The sequence below is a fragment of the Lutibacter sp. Hel_I_33_5 genome (genome assembly GCF_007827455.1).
Taxonomy (GTDB): domain Bacteria; phylum Bacteroidota; class Bacteroidia; order Flavobacteriales; family Flavobacteriaceae; genus Polaribacter.
This window is the reverse complement of the sequence record NZ_VISM01000001.1, coordinates 1852456-1872126: the sequence shown is the minus strand read 5'-3', so window position 1 is coordinate 1872126 and position 19671 is coordinate 1852456. Positions and strand designations below refer to the sequence as shown.

Sequence of the window (19671 nt, the reverse complement as noted above, 5' to 3'; positions counted from 1 at the left end):
TACTGATATGAAAAAATTCCTTCCAAAACTTAGTATTGTTTTTTTAATTTTACTTGCAAATTGTGCAGCTCAAAAAAACGACGATAACATTAAAGAAGTTATCTATAAAGCACACACAAGAGGAAGTTCTATGAGTGTTACTATTGTAAATAATAATGTTTTTTACAAAACAAGAAAAGATTCTATAACAAAATCTATTAATAAAGATCAACGCAATAATATGGTTGCTGAAATTACTAAAATCAATCTTGAAGGAATAAGAGATTTAATAGCGCCAAGTAAAAAAAGAACCTTTGATGCAGCACTACATGCAACGGTAAGTATAAAATCTGGTGATAAAACATACACCTCATCAAACTTTGATCATGGGAATCCACCAGCTGAATTAAAAGCTTTGGTAGATTTATTGCTGTCATTTAAAGAATAATAAAACACCATATAAAATATAAAAGACCTCTATTTGAGGTCTTTTTTTTACAATAACATATCGTATCTTTGTACTTTATCTTATATAGATTTTCGCTTGAAAATAATTCATTCCATTTCAGACTTTTCTTCAACAAAAAAAACCATTGTTACCATTGGTACTTTTGATGGCGTACATATTGGTCATCAGAAAATAATTGAAAAATTAGTAGCCGTTGCCAAGAAAGAACATAAAGAATCTGTTTTACTTACCTTTTTTCCGCACCCAAGAATGGTCTTACAAAAAGACATGAAATTGGAATTGATTAACACCATTGATGAACGAGCAAAACTCTTAGAAAAAACAGGACTAGATTATTTAATTATTCATCCATTTACTAAGGAATTTTCTAGATTAACAGCCTTAGATTTTGTGCGTAATATTTTAGTGAATCAACTAAATATTTCGAGGCTAGTAATAGGATACGATCATCATTTCGGAAAAAACAGAGAAGGTAATATTGAACAACTTACAGAATATAGTAAGTTGTACGATTTTGAAGTAAACGAGATTCCAGTTCAAGATATAGATTCAGTATCTGTAAGTTCTACAAAAATTAGAAAAGCTTTAGCAACAGGTAAATTAAATACTGCTAATCGCTATTTAGGCTACCAATTTGTGTTAAACGGAACGGTTGTTAACGGGAAACAATTAGGTGGAACCATTGGTTTTCCAACAGCAAATATTGATATTACAGAAACCTATAAGTTAATTCCTAAAACTGGTGTTTATGTGGTAAAATCATCTATAAATAAGAAAGAAGTTTATGGAATGATGAATATTGGAAATAGACCTACAGTTAACGGAAAACACCAAACTATTGAAGTTCATTTTTTCAATTTCAATAACGATTTATACGATACAAAATTAACAATTGAACTCCTCTATTTTCTGCGTGATGAGCAAAAATTTGATTCTATAGACACCTTAGTTCAACAGTTAAAAAAAGACCAAGAATCTTCCTTAGATTTCATTAAAAATAAGCTGTAAGCTTCCATTGTTTAAGTCTTATACTTCCTGTATCTTTGCGGTTCTTAAAATCTAAAAGATGTTACAAGTACAGTTTATTAGAGACAACAAGCAAACTGTTTTAGACGGATTAGCAAAACGTAGTTTTGCGAATGCAGAAACAGTAATCGAAGACGTTTTAACTGCGGATGAAAACAGAAGAAAAACACAAGTTTCTTTAGATGACACGCTGGCAGAATCTAATAAACTATCCAAAGAAATTGGAAACCTTTTTAAATCTGGAGAAGTACAAAAAGCAAACATTTTAAAAGAAAAAACTGGTCAATTAAAAGAAAAATCTAAAGAATTAAATGAGCAATTAAATGCTGCATCAACTACCTTAGAAAATCTTTTGTATCAAATTCCGAATGTTCCTCATGCTTCTGTTAAAGCAGGAAAAAGTGAAGAAGATAATGAGGAAATATTTAACGAAGGAACGATTCCTAATTTAGGTAAAAATGCATTACCTCATTGGGAATTAGCAAAAAAATACGATATCATAGATTTCGATTTAGGTGCAAAAATTACGGGTGCTGGTTTTCCTGTTTATAAAGGAAAAGGCGCACGATTACAACGCGCATTAATCAACTATTTTTTAGATAAAAACATTAAAGCAGGGTATACAGAAGTACAAGTTCCTCATTTGGTAAATACAGAATCTGCAACCGCAACTGGGCAATTGCCAGATAAAGACGGACAAATGTATCATGCTACCATAGACGATTTATATTTAATTCCGACAGCGGAAGTGCCAATCACTAATATATTTAGAGGAAATTTAGTACAAGAGTCAGACTTTCCAATTACCTACACAGGTTATACACCTTGTTTTAGACGAGAAGCTGGGAGTTATGGTGCGCATGTAAGAGGATTGAATAGACTACATCAATTTGATAAAGTAGAAATTGTTCGTGTAGAACATCCAGAGAATTCTTATAATGCTTTAAATGGCATGGTAGAACACATAAAAGATATTTTACGTGAATTAAAATTACCGTATAGAATTTTACGATTATGTGGTGGCGATACTGGTTTTACTGCAGCATTAACGTTTGATTTTGAAGTCTTTTCTACCGCGCAAGATAGATGGCTAGAAATAAGTTCTGCATCAAACTTTGAAACATTTCAAGCAAATAGATTGAAATTGAGGTTTAAAAATAAAGAAGGAAAAAGCGAATTGGCGCACACATTAAACGGTAGTTCTTTGGCGCTACCACGTGTTTTAGCTGGAATTTTAGAAAATTACCAAACCGAAGACGGAATTCAAGTTCCGGAAGTCTTGATTCCCTATACTGGTTTTACTAGTATAAATTAGTTTGCAACAATAGCCGTCATTAATCTCTTATATCTATTCATCTCAACAAGAGAATTAATATAATCTGAGATTAAACCCATTTTCATAAACTCGATTGAGTTCTTTTTTGATGTTTCGTATTTTTTGGTTAAGTCTTTCATAATATAAATTGATTGGTTATTTATTATATAGACAATATCCGTGCCAAAATGTTACAAATGATTCCTAAAAAGAGTCGAGTTTAATAAAAATTTAACAATTTTCTTACCTATCTTTGATTGATAATGAAGCGTTTTTTAATCCTCTTTTTTGTAGTTTTTTGTAGTGCCAGCTTTGGACAGAATAACTTTATGCTTGGTGAAAACTATTACCGACAAGGAGAATATGAAAAAGCTACTCAGATTTATAAAACATTGTATGACAAAAGTCCATACAACACAACGTATTTAAAAAGACTGATTTCATGTTATCAAGAAACTGATGATTTTTTATTAGCTGAAAAGTTATTACAAAAGAGACTTAAAAGACAACCTACTTTAACGTATTTAAACGTTTTACTAGGCTATAATTTTGAACGTCAACAGAAAAAAGAACTCGCAAATCAATATTATAATAACGCAATAAATTCTATTAGCAAAAACCCTAGTTATGGAGGAATTGTAGGTAGAATGTTTAAAGATTATAATTTACTAGACCAGGCTGTTTCTGTCTTTAAAAAAACAATGGTTTTAAATCCAAATGCTGATTATAATTTTCAAATAGCTCAAATTTATGGAGAGCAAGGAAAATTTGAAGAGATGTTTAATTCGTATGTAGATTTGGTGGATAAAAACCCAAAAAATGTAACCTTTATGAAGCGTTTTGCGAGTAAATATATTACTGAAGATGCGCAAAATGAAACCAATACTTTATTAAAAAAAGCACTGCTTAGAAAAGCGGTTAGCAAACCAAAAAATGTTTGGAACGAACTTTTAAGCTGGTTATTTGCACAACAAAAAGACTATGGAAAAGCCTTTAATCAAGAAAAGGCAATTTATCAAAGAGATAAAGGAGATTTATCAAAAATTTCAGAATTAGGATTGGTCGCCTTTGACAATTTAGATTATGACGCAACCACAAAATGTTTTTCGTATATCATAGAGAACACAACCTTTATAGAAGAAAAGGTAGAGGCACATTTATACTTACTAAAAGTTGCTATAGCCAAAAAAGATGATGAGGTTGAGAATAAGTTTAAAACGGTATTTAAACAGTTTGGAGAAAATACAAATACCATCAATTTACAAAGCGAATATGCCGATTATTTAACGTTTGAAAAGAACGAACCTTTACAGGCAAAAAAAGTACTTAACAAGGCTTTAAAACTGACAAAAAACAAGTTTCAAAAAGCAAAAATTAAATTAAAACTTGGTGATGTTTTAGTCTTTACAGGAAAATTTAATAAAGCACTTATTTACTTTTCTCAAATTCAAACACAATTAAAAAATCATCCTTTAGCACAAGAAGCGCGTTTTAAAGTAGCTCAAACCAGTTATTTTAAAGGCGACTTTAAATGGGCTAAAACGCAACTAAAAATCTTAAAAGGTTCAACTACACAACTCATCGCAAATGATGCTGCAGATCTCTTCTTAACGATTACAGATAACGAACCTATAGATTCTATTCCGTCTGGCTTAAAAGAATTTGCGCAAGCAGATTTGTTTAGCTATCAAAATAAAAATCAAGAAGCGATGGTTTTGTTAGATACGGTTTTATCAAAATACAAAGGAATGCCAATTGAGAGTAAATCTCATTTTAATAAAGGGAAACTCTTTGTTAAATCTAAACAATATGATTTGGCTATTTCATCGTTTGAAAAAACAATTCTTGCAGATCAAACAGAGATTTTTAAAGATGATGTCTATTATCAAATGGCAGAACTTTATAATTATCATTTAAATAACCCAGAAAAAGCAAAAGAATACTATCAAAAGATTATTTTTGAACATCCTTCAAGTATTTATCTGGTAGATGCCAGAAAGAAATTTAGAAAACTTCGGGGAGACACAATATAGTTACTGGTTATAAGGGATTAGTTGCTGGTAAATTTACCATGTAAATAAAACACTAATCCAGACTCTAACAACTAAACACTAACAACTAAACACTAAAATGTACATATACAACGTAACCGTAAATATTGAAGAAAGTGTTCATGAAGAATGGTTGGCATGGATGCAAGATCATATATCTGAAGTATTAAATACTGGTAAATTTATTAGCGCAAAATTAACCCAGGTTTTGGTAGAAGAAGACATGGGCGGTATAACCTATTCTATTCAATATACAGCAAATTCTAGAGAAGATTTAGATGAGTATTATAAAGAAGATGCTCCAAAATTACGTTCTGAAGGGATGAAAAAATTTGCTGATAAAATGCTAACATTTAGAACCGAATTAAAAGTGATTAAAGAGTTTTATCCAACTTCTGTTAATAATTAAAGATGTCTGTAAGAGCAAAAAAACACCTAGGTCAGCATTTTTTAACTGATGAGAATATTGCTAAAAAGATAGCAGACTCGTTAACAGAAAACGGCTATGATGATGTCTTAGAAATTGGCCCAGGAATGGGTGTTTTAACCAAATATTTATTACAGAAAAAGTCAAAAGTTACGGTAATGGAAATTGACAGAGATTCTGTTGCTTACCTAAAAGAAACTTTTCCTTTAGAACATATAAGTTTAGATACCTCATCAGAAAAATTTACCATTCTAGAAGGTGATTTTTTAAAGAAACAAATCTCAGAAATTTTTAATAAAAAACAAGTAGCTATTATTGGTAATTTCCCTTATAATATATCTTCTCAAATTGTTTTTAAAGCGATTGAAAACAGAGAATTTGTTCCAGAATTTTCAGGTATGTTTCAAAAAGAAGTAGCTATGAGAATCGCAGAAAAAGAGGGGAGCAAAGTCTACGGAATTATTTCTGTCTTAACCCAAGCTTTTTTTGATGTTGAGTATTTATTTACAGTGCCTCCATCAGTTTTTAATCCACCACCAAAGGTAGATTCTGGTGTTATTAGATTTATTAGAAAAGAAAATTATACACTTCCAGTAGATGAAAAGTTATTCTTTTCCGTTGTAAAAACTGCATTTAATCAACGTAGAAAAATGTTACGAAGTAGTTTAAAATCATTCAAACTTTCGGATTCTTTAAAAGAAGAACCTATATTTGCGAAACGTCCAGAACAATTGTCTGTAAATCAATTTATAGAACTGACGTCTAAAATCGCAAACAATGGCATTTGAGATTACAAAAGAACTTCTAGAAAATGTAACGCTACAAGTTACTGCGCAAAATAATAAAGCGCTTTCTGCAATTTTTAGCGAAATGCACCATGCAGATATTGCAGAAATTTTAGATGAATTATCTTTTGATGAAGCTGTTTATATCATTCGTTTATTAGACTCAGAAACGACTTCGGAAGTTTTAATGGATGTTGATGATGATGTTCGTGAAAAAATCTTAAAACAACTTACCGCCAAAGAGATTGCAGAAGAGGTTGAGGAATTAGATTCTGATGATGCTGCCGATGTAATTGCCGAATTGTCTGAAGAAAGACAAGAGGCAGTAATGTCTAAAATTGAAGATGAAGAACATGTAAAGGAGATTGAAGAACTGTTAACCTATGATGAAGATTCTGCAGGTGGTTTAATGGCAAAAGAGTTAGTTCAAGTCAATGAAAATTGGACAGTCTTAAAATGCGTGAGAGAAATGCGCAAACAAGCTGAAGAAGTTACACGAGTTCACTCCATTTACGTTGTAGATGATGAAGGAAAATTAAAAGGACGATTATCACTTAAAGACTTATTAGTAGCTTCTACTAAAACAGCAATCTCAAAAATTTATATTCCAAAAGTAGATTCCGTTCATATAAATGATGAAGCAGAAGATGTAGCAAATATTATGCGTAAATACGATCTAGAAGCCATTCCTGTTGTAGATGACAACAAAGTTCTTTTAGGTAGAATTACCATTGATGATATTGTAGATGTAATAAAAGAAGAAGCTGATAAAGATTATCAATTAGCAGCTGGTTTAGTAGAAGATGTAGATTCTGATGATAGTATTATTCAACTTACCAGAGCGCGATTACCTTGGTTAATACTGGGTTTAATTGGCGGCGTTGGTGCATTTTTAATAATGGAAGGTTTTGAAAAGTTGTTTGATAAAGGGTATTCCATCTTATTTTTATTCACTCCACTAATTGCCGCAATGGCTGGAAATGTTGGAGTTCAATCTTCTGCAATTATTGTACAAGGTTTAGCCAATGATGATGTAAAAGGGAGTATCAATAGTCGTTTACTAAAAGAAATGCTCTTAGCAACCTTAAATGGGGTCATATTAGCCTTGTTTTTATTTCTATTTGTTTGGGCATATAAGCAAGAAATTACAATTTCTTTAGCAATTTCTGTTTCGTTAATTGCAGTTATTATTGTTGCGGGACTTATTGGTACTTTTGTTCCACTTTTTTTAGATAAAAGAGGCATAGACCCTGCTATAGCAACTGGTCCATTTATTACTACAAGTAATGATATTTTAGGAATACTTATTTACTTTATGATTGCAAAATCTATTTTGGGAATTTAGTCCATAAAAAATCCCAAGACTTTTATAAAAAGCCTTGGGAAAAAATTTTGCTAGCTATCCCCCAATAATAGCAAAAAACTATATAATTAAATATACTGGTACAAAGATACAATCGAATGGCTTGTTTGTTTTGAGGTTTTGCGCAATAATAAATGTGGTTTTCTGCAACTTAATCATTGCTTTAAAAAAGTAAAGACCAAAAAAAATCCCAAGACTTTTAAAAAAGCCCCGGGAAAAAATTTTGCTAGCTATCCCCCAATAATAGCAAAAAACTATATAATTAAATATACTAGTACAAAGATACAATCGAATGGCTTGTTTGTTTTGAGGTTTTACGCAATAATAAATGTGGTTTTCTGCAACTTAATAGTTGCTTTAAAAAAGTAAAGACCAAAAAAAAACCCCAAGACCTTTAAAAGTCCTGGGAAAAAATTTTGCTAGCTATCCCCCAATAATAGCAAAAAACTATATAATTAAATATACTGGTACAAAGATACAATCGAATGGCTTTTTTGTTTTGAGGTTTTGCGCAATAATAAATGTGGTTTTCTGCAACTTAATCATTACTTTAAATAAGTAAAGACCAAAAAAAACCCAAGACCTTTAAAAGTCTTGAGAAAAAATTTTGCTAGTTATCCTCCAATAATAGCAAAAAACTATATAATTAAATATATGAGCACAAAAATAAATCGAATGATTTTTTTGTTTTGGAGAATTACGCAATAATAAATGTGGTTTACAGCAAAACTCTAATCAATTATCCCTAATTCTTTAGCTTTTAACACCAAATCAGTATTATTTTGAGCATTTAAATCTAATCTTAAGTCAGATAATTTATTCTCAATAGATCTAATTTTTAAAGGATTACCATCACTTTTTAAAATATGACCTACCATATTACTTAATTTATGGTGCTTCGGTAATTCTTTTAGTATTTGCAAAGCTATATCATCCATAGAAATTTGAACAATACTTCTTTTTAATATTTTTTGATGCACTAAATGCGTATAGTAATTCTGACCGTTAAGCATTTGTTGAATAGCAAAATTCAACTCTTCTGAATTACAGTCGTCTTTTAATATATAAGCATCTGGATTTTGATTTTTTATAACATTATACACTCTATTGGTTTCTGAATGACCAGTAATAACTCCTATTTTAAGATTAGGAGCAATTTTTCTTACTGCTGTAATCAAATCTTCTCCAGACTTGAGTCTACCATGTTGATTATTATAGCTTAGATCAGTAAAAAATACATCATAAGGATTCTTTTTTTCTGAAAAAAGAATTGTTTCATAGGCTCCATCACAAGTGGTTTTCGAAATAATTTCTAAATCAAAAGAAGTTATTTCTTCTGCCATGGCTATAAGCCCTTTTAAAATTACGGCATGATCGTCAGAAAATAAAACACGTATTTTTTTTTTCAAAATATTAGATATTAGTTAAAGGTAAATTAACAATAGTAGTCGTTCCATTATTTAAAATACTCCGTAAAGTAAACAAACCATCTAACTCTTCTACTCTTTCTTTTTGACTTTTTAAGCCTAAACCGTATTTAGGTGAATCTACATCAAACCCTTTACCGTTATCATTTATTTTTAAGCTTAACTTTTTCTTGTCTGTATGAAACTCGATATTTAATTCAGACGCTATCGCATGTTTCTTACTATTCTGTATTGATTCTCTAGCTACTAAATACAAGGTTCTTTTTATTGGAGTATTTATTAAAGACCAGTCGATATCGTTTAAACCAGAAACTTTAATTTTAAAATCAGGTGAAAAATAATCGCTTACTAAATTAATAATTTGATCTTTAAAGCTGACATCATAAAAATTAATAGTACTTAATTTATGTGATATATTTCTAATTTCTTGATTTACCTTAAAAAGCGAATCTGATACTTCTGGAATGTAATTATTTAATGTTTTTTGATAAATAACTCTAAGATCTCCTGCAATTTTATCATGTAAAATTTTAGATATTTCTTTACGTTCTTCTTCTCTAACTTCTGCTTTTTCTAAGTTTCTTTTGTATGTTAGTGATCGTTGTCTTAGCGTATAGGAAATTATAAAAAACAATACAGACAATAAAACTACGGCAGAAATTAATAATATTATTTTATTTTTTTGCTGTGTGTTTTGTATTTGAATATTGTTAGATAAATTTTGCTGTTTTAACAATTTGTTTTCTTCCTCTTTTCTTTTAGTTTCAAATCTAACAAGTGCAAATTTATCCTTTTCACTAGCCTCAATTTTATATAAACTGTCTTTTAGTTTTACAACCTGATTTAAATAGTTAATTTTAGTTTTACCAGTAGAATATTCAGATAACAAAGAATAAATCTCTAATTCTTTTTGGGTAAACTTTATTTTTTTTGATTTTATTAATGCTTTATTTGCATAATCAAATCCCATCAATAAACTATTCTCTTCACTAAAATAATAGTACGCTAAGTCATAATATATTTCTGCTTTTTGGTGTAGTTCTCGCTCTGTACATAATGAAAGTGCAAATTTTAAATGCTTTAAACCTTCTTTCTTCTTTTTTAAACCTATTTGACTTACGCCCAAATTTTGGTATAAGGTTACTAAAAATTTATTTTTATCATTTAAAAGAGTAGAATCATTTACAATTTTTATCCCTTTTTTAGAATATTCTAAAGATTTATTAAATTTTTCATGATAGGTATACGAGTAACTTATATAAATATATGTTTGTATTAAATTAATTGTTTTCCAATTCGGATCCCTTACTTTTTCATTATGTAGTAGCGCTTTATCAAAATAATTTAACGCTTTTTCTAAGTTGTTTTTTTGAGTATTCAAACCTAGGGTCATATAAACATTAGCAATTGCGTCATTATGTTTTGTTTTTTCCAAAAAAGATAATGCTTCAACTGCAGTTTCTTCTACGCCTAAAACATCACCAGCCTCAGATTGAATGTTAATAAGAGGAATATACATAATAGATGCTCTTTCAAAATCATTTGCATCTACAAAAGTTTCTTTAGCTTTATGGTGGTAATAGTAGGCACTATCTTGTTCATGAAGTTGACTAAAAAAAACTCCCTTATTTTTATAATATTGTGCTAATGCAGACTTATTCTTTTTTGCTTTAGAATAGGCTAAAAGATTATTTAAATTATTGAAAAAGCTTATAGTATCTTTATTGTAAAGCAAACCATCAGATAGAAAACAATAGCTTACTACAGCTAAAGAATCTAGCGAATACTTTAATGCTAAATTTTTTGCGTTCTTTAAGATTTCTACACTAACGCTATCTTCGCCTATTAAAGAATAATCAAATAGCTTAAGAATAGAATCTTTTGCTTGATGTTTTGTTAGTTTTTGTTGACTATATCCTGTCAAAATAAAACAACAAAACATTAGGAGTAATGTGTTTTTTCTTATCATTTATTTGTGGGGGGAAGCTCTTTTATTTATTGTAAAAGTAATAAAACTTATAATAACAGAAAAATCAAGTGCTATTTTAACATTTTCTGAAACAAATCCCAAAGTACAACACCAGTAGTAACAGATATGTTTAACGAGTGTTTTGTACCTAATTGTGGAATCTCAATACATCTGTCGGAATTATTTACAACTTCTTGCAAAACACCTTTTACTTCATTACCCATTACAATTGCATATTTTTGATCTTTAACAGGAGTAAAATCATTCAATTTAGTACTATTTTCTGCCTGTTCAATAGCCAAAACTTTAATTTTTGAATCTTTTAATTTTTGAATTAAAGTAAGTGTATCCTCAACATATTCCCAATCAACAGATTCTGTTGCGCCTAAAGCAGTTTTATGAATGTCCTTATTTGGCGGAGTCGCCGTAATACCACATAAATATATTTTTTCGATCAAAAAAGCATCACTAGTTCTAAAAACAGAACCAATATTATTTAAGCTTCTAATATTGTCTAAAACAACAATTAATGGTGTTTTTTTTGCTGATTTAAATTCTTCAACATTAATTCTACCAAGTTCATTATTCTTTAATTTTCTCATACTTTGTGGATAAATTCACTAACAACTAAAAACCAATAACTAAACACTTTTTGTAACTTCGCAAAACTAATCTAAATTTCTAAAACTTGGCAAAATCCAAAGTAAAAAAGGTAACTCCTTTAATGAAACAATACAATGCAATCAAGAATAAATATCCTGATGCTATGTTGCTTTTTCGTGTAGGAGATTTCTACGAAACTTTTGGAGATGATGCTAAAAAAGCAGCTGGTGTATTAGGAATTACCTTAACAAAACGTGGTGCTGGAAGTGAAACAGAAACTGCCTTGGCTGGTTTTCCGCATCATTCTTTAAATACCTATTTACCAAAGTTGGTAAAAGCAGGAATGCGTGTTGCAATTTGCGATCAGTTAGAAGATCCGAAAATGACCAAAACCATCGTAAAACGTGGTGTTACGGAATTGGTTACGCCTGGAGTTTCGTTAAATGACGAAGTTTTACAAAGCAAAACAAACAACTTTTTAGCAGCCATTCATTTTGATAAAAAACAGCTCGGAATTTCTTTTCTTGATGTTTCTACAGGTGAGTTTTTAGTGGCGCAAGGAAATGCAGAATACATTGATAAATTGATGCAAAACTTTAACCCGAGTGAAGTTTTGGTTCAAAAACAACATAAACAACAGTTTTTAGAAATTTTTGAAAACAGGTATTATTCTTTTTATTTAGAAGATTGGGTTTTTCAAACTGAATACGCAAACGAAACACTACAAAATCATTTTGAAGTAAAAAACTTAAAAGGTTTTGGAGTTCAAGATCTTAAAAACGGAATTATTTCTGCTGGTGCAGTGTTGTATTATTTATCTGAAACACAACATAATCAACTAAAACACATTCAAGCGATCAGCAGAATTGCTGAAGATAATTATGTTTGGATGGATCGTTTTACGGTTAGAAACTTAGAGTTATACAATCCTAATTCTGTAAATGCAGTTACACTTTTAAATGTAATTGATAAAACCATTTCGCCTATGGGCGGAAGATTGTTAAAACGATGGTTGGCGCTTCCGTTAAAAAATATTGAAGCCATTAAAAATCGTCATGAACTAGTAAAGTTTTTTATTGATTCTGATGAATTTTCTGAAACGGTTACTTATCAATTAAAACAGATCTCAGATATTGAGCGATTGATTTCTAAAGTGGCTACAGGTAAAGCTTCACCAAGAGAAATTGTTTACTTAAAAAATTCGTTAAAAGCAATTTTACCGATAAAAGCATCCGCGGTAAAAAGTAAAAACAAAACGGTAAAAGAATTAGGGAATCAATTACATGATTGTGCTGATTTAATCACTAAAATTTCTGAAACTTTATTTGATGATGCGCCAGTAAACATCAATAAAGGAAATGCAATTGCGAATAATGTTCATCAAGAATTAGACGATTTACGTGCAATTTCTTCTTCCGGAAAACAGTATTTAGATGAAATGTTGGCGCGAGAAACGGAACGCACAGGAATTAGCAGTTTAAAAATTGCTTTTAACAACGTCTTTGGCTATTATATTGAAGTTAGAAATACACATAAAGACAAAGTTCCAGAAGAGTGGATTAGAAAACAAACACTTGTAAATGCGGAACGTTATATTACTGAAGAACTAAAAGAATACGAAACAAAAATTCTTGGCGCAGAAGAAAAAATCAGCAAAATAGAACAAGAAGTTTTTTCTAAATTATTGCAATATATCATCCAATTTGTACAAAAAGTACAAGAAAATGCACAAATTATTGCAAAAATTGACTGTTTATTGTCTTTTTCAGTTTTAGCAGTTGACAATAATTATGTTCGTCCATTGATGGATGAAAGCACCGATTTAGAAATTAAAAATGGGCGTCATCCAGTTATTGAAAAACAATTACCAATTGGCGAAGATTATATTGCAAATGATGTTGTTTTAAATAGAAATCAGCAACAAATAATCATGATTACTGGACCCAATATGTCTGGTAAATCTGCTATTTTACGTCAGACTGCACTCATTGTTTTATTAGCCCAAATGGGTTCTTATGTTCCTGCTCAAAATGCAAAAATCGGAATTGTAGATAAAATTTTTACGAGAGTTGGTGCAAGCGATAATATTTCTATGGGCGAATCTACCTTTATGGTAGAAATGAACGAAACTGCGTCTATTTTAAATAATATTTCTGACAGAAGTTTGGTGTTGTTAGATGAAATTGGTCGTGGAACATCAACGTATGACGGAATTTCAATTGCCTGGGCAATTGCAGAGTTTTTACACGAACATCCTTCTAAAGCAAAAACATTATTTGCTACACATTATCATGAATTAAATGAAATGACCGCAACTTTTGAACGCATTAAAAACTTTAATGTTTCTGTAAAAGAACTAAAAGACAACATTATTTTCTTACGTAAATTGGTTTCTGGTGGTTCTAATCATAGTTTCGGAATTCATGTAGCAAAACTAGCTGGAATGCCAAATATGGTGATTCATAGAGCTAATAAAATCTTAAAACAACTTGAAAAAAACAACAAAAACGCTGAGGTTAAAGAAGTTTTAAATCAAGCACAGCATGAAGAAATGCAATTAAGCTTTTTTCAATTAGATGATCCTTTGTTAGAAAATATTAGAGAAGAAATTTTAGCCACAAATATTGATACTCTTACGCCTATTGAGGCACTCATGAAATTGAATGAGATTAAAAGAATGTTGATTAAGAAATAAGCTTTAATGAAAGACAATAAAAAACAATCTGAAGGAGAATTATTTATAGCTGACTATCTTAGATCTGAAAATATTCGTTTTGAAATTGAAAAGAAAATTGTTAACCTTTCTGAAGATACTAAATCATTTAGATCTGCTGATTTTTATTTAAGTGATTATGACGTATATATTGAGTTTTATGGCAGATGGAATCACAGTAAGGCAGAAAGAGAAAGGTATAGAGAAAAGAAAAATATTTATTCAATAAATAAAGTACCATGTGTTTATCTTTATCCTGAAAATTTAGGAATTATAGACTATTGTTTTTCTAAAAGATTTGTTGAAGTTTTAGTCAAAAAAAATAAAAAAAAAGAGCTTTTTAAATATAGACTTAAAAGATTAATTTTAGATAGAGGGAGTTTATTTTTTTGGATTTTTCTTTCATTTATTATTTTATTTTTCGGAAATATAAATTATAAAGAAAGCCAAAGTTTAATAATTTTATTAATTGGAGTTATCTTATTTCAACTTTATAGATTTTTTATTGGATATAAAAGGTTTTTTCTTTCTACTGAATATTACAGATAAACTTCTCATTTATAACAACAATATGTATCTTTGTACTCATGAAAACGCACCTTTTATTTATTAGCGGACCAGAAATATTTGTGATCATATTAATTGTGGTTATGTTATTTGGTGCTAAAAGAATTCCAGAAATTGCTAGAGGCCTGGGTAAAGGAATGCGTCAAATTAAAGATGCTACCAACGATATTAAAAACGAAATAAACGAAACGGCAAAAAACCAAGGAATCGATACCGAATTTGCAAAAGACATTAAAAAAAGTGTTGAAGATGTAAAAGACAATATCGACGATTTTACTGGGCCAATAAAACGTAGTTTATAGTTATTTTACACGACTTATTGTTAATCCATCTCTTATTGGTAACAAAATAGTTTCTAGTCTTTTATCTTCTGACAATAGTTTATTATATTCCAATAAAACAGCGGTGTCTTTATCTTTTGGATCTAACGCTTCTACAACTTTTCCACTCCATAAAACATTGTCAGAAAGTATAATTCCTCCCGAATTCATTTTATCAATAATTAAGTTAAAATAGTTGATATAATTTACTTTATCGGCATCGATAAAAACTAAATCGAAGGTGGTTTCTAATTCTGGAATTATATCCAAGGCATTACCAACATACTGTTTTATTTGACTGGTGTATTTTGACTTTTCGAAATATTTTTGTTGTAACGTTTCTAACTCTTCGTTTTTATCAATGGTGTAAATCGTTCCGTTTTTTGGGATCCCTTCAGCTAAACATAGGGCGGAATATCCAGTATATGTACCAATTTCTAACACTTTTTTAGGCTGAACTAATTTAGAAATCATCGATAATACTCTTCCTTGAAAAGCGCCACTAAGCATTCTTGGATTTAACACTTTTTGCCAAGTCTCTTTACTTAGTTCCTGTAAAATTTTTGGCTCTTCTTGACTGTGTTCTACAGCGTACCTATCTATTTTTTCTGGTAAAAAATGCATTTCTGTCTGGTCGAGCGCAGTCGAGACCTAATTTAGTTATAAGAATAAAACCTCTCGACTGCGCTCGAGAAGACAATTCAAAAGTAACAAAAAACGGAGTTTATCATTACAATAAACTCCGTTCAATCTAACAAAAAATCAAAATACGGTTTTCTAAAAACCGAAAAAATATTGTTTATATCGTTTGCTTTTCAAGCTCTTTCTTCAATTTATCTTTGTCTTCCTCGCTCATACATTGCTTCTGTTTACTACAACTATGTGCATGATCTTTATATGCTTTGGTTAAAAACATATTCTGTTTGGTATACAATCTACATATTTTACAACGAATAAAATGAAGTTGTAGTTTAATCTTGTCAAAAAAATTGGTTTCACCATATTGATTTTTATCACAAATCATGGTAGCTTCATCACAAGAAATTAGTAAACTTTTAAACATAATCTTAATTATTAAACCAGTTATCTTCCATGCATTTTCTTAACTGAGTTCTTGCTCTGTGAATAATAACCCATAGATTTGACGCCGTGATATCTAGTTCCTTACAGATTTCTTCTGTTTCAAAACCTTGAATAGTTTTTAACCTAAAAACCATTCCATATTTTTCTGGAAGATTATTAATACAATCTTCTAATTGATCTTTTAATTCTTGATTTTCTAAGTTTTTTTCTGATTGATTATCCCAAGACTGTGGAACACGTTCTTCTAACCAATTCCCTTCATTTTCACCATCGGAATAGAAATTCATTTTTACCTCTGCTTGTCCTTTTTTAGAATTGATTTTTCTATAATGATCAATCACTTTTCTTTTTAAAATAGACACTAACCAAGTACGTTCTGTTGATTTCCCTTGGAAGTTTTTAGCAGATTTTAAGCCTGCAAAAAAAGTTTCTTGCACCAAATCTTTTGCTAAATCACTATCGTTAACTCTAGAAACAGCATAATTAAACAGGTAATCTGCGTAATTATCAATCCATTTATCTGGATTTAAAAGGTTGATTTTAGTTGTTTCTGACATTGAGGAAAATGAAAATCAAAGATATTATAAATTATTCAACTAACAGGTTTTATTTTTCGTCACTATAAGCTTCACAACTACTTCTTCTTCGCATATCAACTAAGTAAATAATTTCCCAGCCTCCATCGTTATTAAATAATTGAAAAGAGTTTGCACCGCAATGACTAAATTTTCCGTTTAAATAAAACTCATAGGGCGTCCAGACAGAAGCTAAATTTCCATCAATTTTAATCTCCCAAGACATTAATTTTTCTAAATATGTATGTTCTGGTTTTTTATTTGCAATCCCCTTTAAAAGCTGCTCTTTTGTTTCGGTAACTAACTTTCTTTTGCCTTTTTTATTGGTATATGTAGTTTGTAATTTAATCGTTTTATTTAACGTAGAACTAACAATAGCACTATCTCCTTGTTGAAGACCTTTAAAGAATGTTTCTATAGTAAGTTTTATTGCTTTTTCTTCAGATGTTTCTTGCGCCTTAATTGTGGTAGTTATTACTAAAACTAGCAGTGCCGTAATTATTCTATGCATGTTTATTCTTTTATTTTCTTTTGTAAAACTATTTAAAACCAATCACTTAAAAAGTATTTCTAAAAAAGATTAACAGAAGATTAACGCTGTAAAAAGTACGTTCTTCACATAGAATAAATGTGTATTTTTACAAAGATTAAAAAAAGTAGAAAATGTCTGCAGCAAAAAAAGAATACAAAAGAATTACGGTTAAGTCTCTAACAGAAATGAAAGCCAATGGTGAAAAAATTTCTATGCTAACCGCATATGATTACACCATGGCAAAAATTGTTGATGGCGCAGGAATTGATATTATACTGGTTGGTGATTCTGCCTCTAATGTAATGGCGGGACACGAAACTACATTACCTATTACACTAGACCAAATGATTTATCATGCTAGTTCTGTGGTTAGAGGAATAGATCGTTGTTTGGTAGTAGTAGATTTACCTTTTGGGAGTTATCAATCTGATCCAAAAGAAGCGCTACGTTCTGCGATTAGGATTATGAAAGAGTCTGGCGGACATTCTATAAAATTAGAAGGCGGAAAAGAAGTTAAAGAATCTATTAAAAGAATTTTAAATGCTGGGATTCCAGTAATGGGTCACTTAGGATTAACTCCACAATCCATTTATAAATTTGGTACCTATACCGTTAGAGCAAAAGAAGAAGAAGAGGCAGAAAAGTTAATGGAAGATGCATTAATGTTAGAAAGAATTGGCTGTTTCGGAATTGTTCTAGAAAAAGTTCCAGCAAAACTTGCAAAAAAAGTAGCAGAAGCATTAACCATTCCTGTTATTGGAATTGGAGCTGGAAATGGTGTTGACGGACAGGTTTTAGTAACTCACGATATGTTAGGAATGACACATGAATTTAATCCTCGTTTTTTAAGACGTTATTTAGATTTATATGCTGATATGACGGGGGCTTTTAAAGGCTATATTACCGATGTAAAAAGTGGTGATTTTCCTAGTGATAAAGAGCAGTATTAAGTTCTACTTGTCATTCCTGCGAAGGCAGGAATCCATAAAAAGTAAGTTTAGATTCTTGCCTTCGCAGGAATGACAACAATCTAATAATCAGATTTATGAAAATCCTTCATTTAGATACAAATCATCCCTTAATAATAAATCAACTCAATGATTTAGGGTACACAAATGATGAAGATTATACGTCTTCTAAAACTGCTATTGAGGCTAAAATTCATTTGTATGATGGTTTTATTATTAGAAGTCGTTTTTCTATTGATAAAGCTTTTTTAGACAAAGCAAAAAACTTAAAATTTATTGGTAGAGTTGGTGCTGGTTTAGAAAATATTGATTGTGAATACGCAGTAAAAAAAGAGATAAAATTAATTGCTGCTCCAGAAGGAAATAGAAATGCCGTTGGCGAACATTCGTTAGGAATGTTATTGTCTCTTTTTAATAAACTTAACAAGGCTGATAAAGAAGTTAGAAGCGGAAAATGGTTGCGCGAAGAAAATCGCGGAATTGAATTAGACGGAAAAACTGTTGGGTTAATTGGTTACGGAAACATGGGAAAATCCTTTGCAAAAAAACTACGTGGTTTTGATGTTGAAGTTCTTTGTTATGATATAAAACCGAATGTAGGTGATGAAAATTGCAAACAGGTTTCTTTAGCAGAACTACAAAAAAAAGCAGACGTTTTAAGTTTACATACACCACAAACCGAACTAACAAAAAACATGGTAAATCATGACTTTATCAATGGTTTTAAGAACTCTTTTTGGTTGATAAATACTGCACGTGGAACATCAGTAAATACAATAAATTTAGTTACCGCATTAAAATCGGGTAAAATTCTCGGAGCTGGTTTAGATGTTTTAGAATATGAAAAATCGTCTTTTGAGAATTTATTTTCTGACAATAAATTGCCAGAAGCATTCAACTATTTAATCAATTCTGAGAACGTACTTCTTTCTCCACATGTTGCTGGATGGACTATTGAAAGTAAAGAAAAGTTAGCACAAACTATTGTGGATAAAATAAAAAGAAAATTTTGCTAACTTGTAAGCATTAAATTAATGTTATGCAATACAAAGCCAATTCGCCAGAAGATTACATCAATCAAGTTCCTGAGGAACGTAAAGAGACTTTAAAAAAGTTACGTAAGACCATAAAAGATAATTTACCAGAAGGTTTTGAAGAAGGAATGCAATATAGCTTTATTAGCTATTATGTACCACATTCTATTTATCCAGATGGCTATCATTGTAATCCTAAAGAACCTTTGCCTTTTATGAGTTTTGCATCACAAAAAAACTCTGTAAACTTTTATCATTCAGGGATTTATGCGAATAAAAAAATTCACGATTGGTTTGTTGCAGAGTATCCAAAATACTGTAAACGTAAATTAGATATGGGCAAAAGTTGTGTTCGTTTTAAAAAACTAGATGAAATACCTTATGAACTTATTGCAGAATTAGTTCGTAAAATATCTGTAAATGAATGGGTTGATACATATGAGTCTAATGTAAAAAACAGGTAAG

21 protein-coding genes are annotated in these 19671 nt (G+C 30.2%); 13 read left to right on the top strand and 8 right to left on the bottom strand.

What is annotated here, in order from left to right; translation table 11 throughout:
* Positions 1-7 precede the first annotated feature (7 nt).
* From OD91_RS08340 to serS, 3 genes are all read left to right on the top strand, one after another.
* On the top strand, positions 8-427 hold the full coding sequence (locus tag OD91_RS08340) for a hypothetical protein (RefSeq protein ID WP_144895930.1): 420 nt from the start codon (positions 8-10) through the stop codon (positions 425-427).
* A 96-nt stretch (positions 428-523) separates the two neighbouring features.
* Complete coding sequence (locus OD91_RS08335) at positions 524-1456, top strand: bifunctional riboflavin kinase/FAD synthetase (protein ID WP_144895929.1); 933 nt, start codon at positions 524-526, stop codon at positions 1454-1456.
* A gap of 58 nt (positions 1457-1514) precedes the next feature.
* Positions 1515-2789: a serine--tRNA ligase gene (gene serS / locus OD91_RS08330; RefSeq protein ID WP_144895928.1), complete on the top strand. Its 1275-nt coding sequence runs from the start codon at positions 1515-1517 to the stop codon at positions 2787-2789.
* Here serS and OD91_RS13510 read toward each other — a convergent pair.
* The gene (locus OD91_RS13510; protein ID WP_186434427.1) at positions 2786-2929 is read right to left on the bottom strand and encodes a hypothetical protein; all 144 of its coding nucleotides are present in this window, start codon (positions 2927-2929) and stop codon (positions 2786-2788) included. The two genes, serS and OD91_RS13510, sit on opposite strands and share 4 nt — an antisense overlap.
* Before the next feature lie 123 nt (positions 2930-3052).
* Here OD91_RS13510 and OD91_RS08325 point away from each other — a divergent pair, with 123 nt between their 5' ends.
* The 4 genes from OD91_RS08325 (at position 3053) to mgtE (ending at position 7397) form a co-directional block, all read left to right on the top strand.
* Complete coding sequence (locus OD91_RS08325; RefSeq protein WP_144895927.1) at positions 3053-4822, top strand: tetratricopeptide repeat protein; 1770 nt, start codon at positions 3053-3055, stop codon at positions 4820-4822.
* Between the two features lie 97 nt (positions 4823-4919).
* Positions 4920-5249: a DUF4286 family protein gene (locus OD91_RS08320; protein WP_144895926.1), complete on the top strand. Its 330-nt coding sequence runs from the start codon at positions 4920-4922 to the stop codon at positions 5247-5249.
* A 2-nt stretch (positions 5250-5251) separates the two neighbouring features.
* A complete protein-coding gene (rsmA, locus tag OD91_RS08315; RefSeq protein ID WP_144895925.1) occupies positions 5252-6055 on the top strand; it encodes a 16S rRNA (adenine(1518)-N(6)/adenine(1519)-N(6))-dimethyltransferase RsmA in 804 nt (267 codons plus the stop codon).
* Entirely contained in the window at positions 6045-7397 is a 1353-nt protein-coding gene (mgtE, locus tag OD91_RS08310) for a magnesium transporter (protein WP_144895924.1), read from the top strand. The genes rsmA and mgtE overlap by 11 nt, the downstream gene beginning before the upstream one ends.
* Before the next feature lie 749 nt (positions 7398-8146).
* On the opposite strand, the gene OD91_RS08305 is transcribed toward mgtE, so the two are convergent.
* The 3 genes from OD91_RS08305 to OD91_RS08295 form a co-directional block, all read right to left on the bottom strand.
* Entirely contained in the window at positions 8147-8824 is a 678-nt protein-coding gene (locus OD91_RS08305; RefSeq protein ID WP_186434426.1) for a response regulator transcription factor, read from the bottom strand.
* A gap of 4 nt (positions 8825-8828) precedes the next feature.
* Entirely contained in the window at positions 8829-10811 is a 1983-nt protein-coding gene (locus OD91_RS08300) for a sensor histidine kinase (RefSeq protein ID WP_144895922.1), read from the bottom strand.
* Between the two features lie 71 nt (positions 10812-10882).
* Positions 10883-11413 (bottom strand): RNA methyltransferase, encoded by a 531-nt coding sequence (locus OD91_RS08295; RefSeq protein WP_144895921.1) that lies wholly within the window; start codon positions 11411-11413, stop codon positions 10883-10885.
* Between the two features lie 122 nt (positions 11414-11535).
* Here OD91_RS08295 and mutS point away from each other — a divergent pair, with 122 nt between their 5' ends.
* The 3 genes from mutS to OD91_RS08280 are packed head-to-tail and all read left to right on the top strand — an operon-like array spanning position 11536 to position 14996.
* Positions 11536-14109 carry a DNA mismatch repair protein MutS gene (gene mutS, locus OD91_RS08290; protein WP_186434464.1) on the top strand — a complete coding sequence of 858 codons (2574 nt, stop codon included), beginning with the start codon at positions 11536-11538 and terminating at the stop codon, positions 14107-14109.
* A gap of 6 nt (positions 14110-14115) precedes the next feature.
* Entirely contained in the window at positions 14116-14676 is a 561-nt protein-coding gene (locus OD91_RS08285; protein ID WP_144895919.1) for a hypothetical protein, read from the top strand.
* 38 nt (positions 14677-14714) lie between these two features.
* Complete coding sequence (locus OD91_RS08280; RefSeq protein WP_144895918.1) at positions 14715-14996, top strand: twin-arginine translocase TatA/TatE family subunit; 282 nt, start codon at positions 14715-14717, stop codon at positions 14994-14996.
* Here the strand turns inward: OD91_RS08280 and OD91_RS08275 are convergent, their stop codons facing one another.
* The 4 genes from OD91_RS08275 to OD91_RS08260 form a co-directional block, all read right to left on the bottom strand.
* Positions 14997-15638, bottom strand: coding sequence for an O-methyltransferase (locus OD91_RS08275; RefSeq protein ID WP_144895917.1), 642 nt, complete (start codon positions 15636-15638; stop codon positions 14997-14999).
* 175 nt (positions 15639-15813) lie between these two features.
* On the bottom strand, positions 15814-16077 hold the full coding sequence (locus tag OD91_RS08270; RefSeq protein ID WP_144895916.1) for a hypothetical protein: 264 nt from the start codon (positions 16075-16077) through the stop codon (positions 15814-15816).
* Between the two features lie 4 nt (positions 16078-16081).
* Positions 16082-16654, bottom strand: coding sequence for a sigma-70 family RNA polymerase sigma factor (locus OD91_RS08265; RefSeq protein WP_144895915.1), 573 nt, complete (start codon positions 16652-16654; stop codon positions 16082-16084).
* 49 nt (positions 16655-16703) lie between these two features.
* Complete coding sequence (locus tag OD91_RS08260) at positions 16704-17183, bottom strand: nuclear transport factor 2 family protein (RefSeq protein WP_144895914.1); 480 nt, start codon at positions 17181-17183, stop codon at positions 16704-16706.
* A 152-nt stretch (positions 17184-17335) separates the two neighbouring features.
* Here OD91_RS08260 and panB point away from each other — a divergent pair, with 152 nt between their 5' ends.
* The 3 genes from panB to OD91_RS08245 all read left to right on the top strand — a co-directional run bounded on the left by panB (position 17336) and on the right by OD91_RS08245 (position 19670).
* Positions 17336-18154, top strand: a complete 819-nt coding sequence (panB, locus tag OD91_RS08255) for a 3-methyl-2-oxobutanoate hydroxymethyltransferase (RefSeq protein WP_144895913.1) — start codon at positions 17336-17338, stop codon at positions 18152-18154.
* Positions 18155-18249: 95 nt separating this feature from the next.
* The gene (locus tag OD91_RS08250; RefSeq protein ID WP_144895912.1) at positions 18250-19188 is read left to right on the top strand and encodes a 2-hydroxyacid dehydrogenase; all 939 of its coding nucleotides are present in this window, start codon (positions 18250-18252) and stop codon (positions 19186-19188) included.
* Positions 19189-19211: 23 nt separating this feature from the next.
* Positions 19212-19670, top strand: coding sequence for a DUF1801 domain-containing protein (locus OD91_RS08245; RefSeq protein ID WP_144895911.1), 459 nt, complete (start codon positions 19212-19214; stop codon positions 19668-19670).
* The last annotated feature ends 1 nt before the right edge of the window (position 19671 follow it).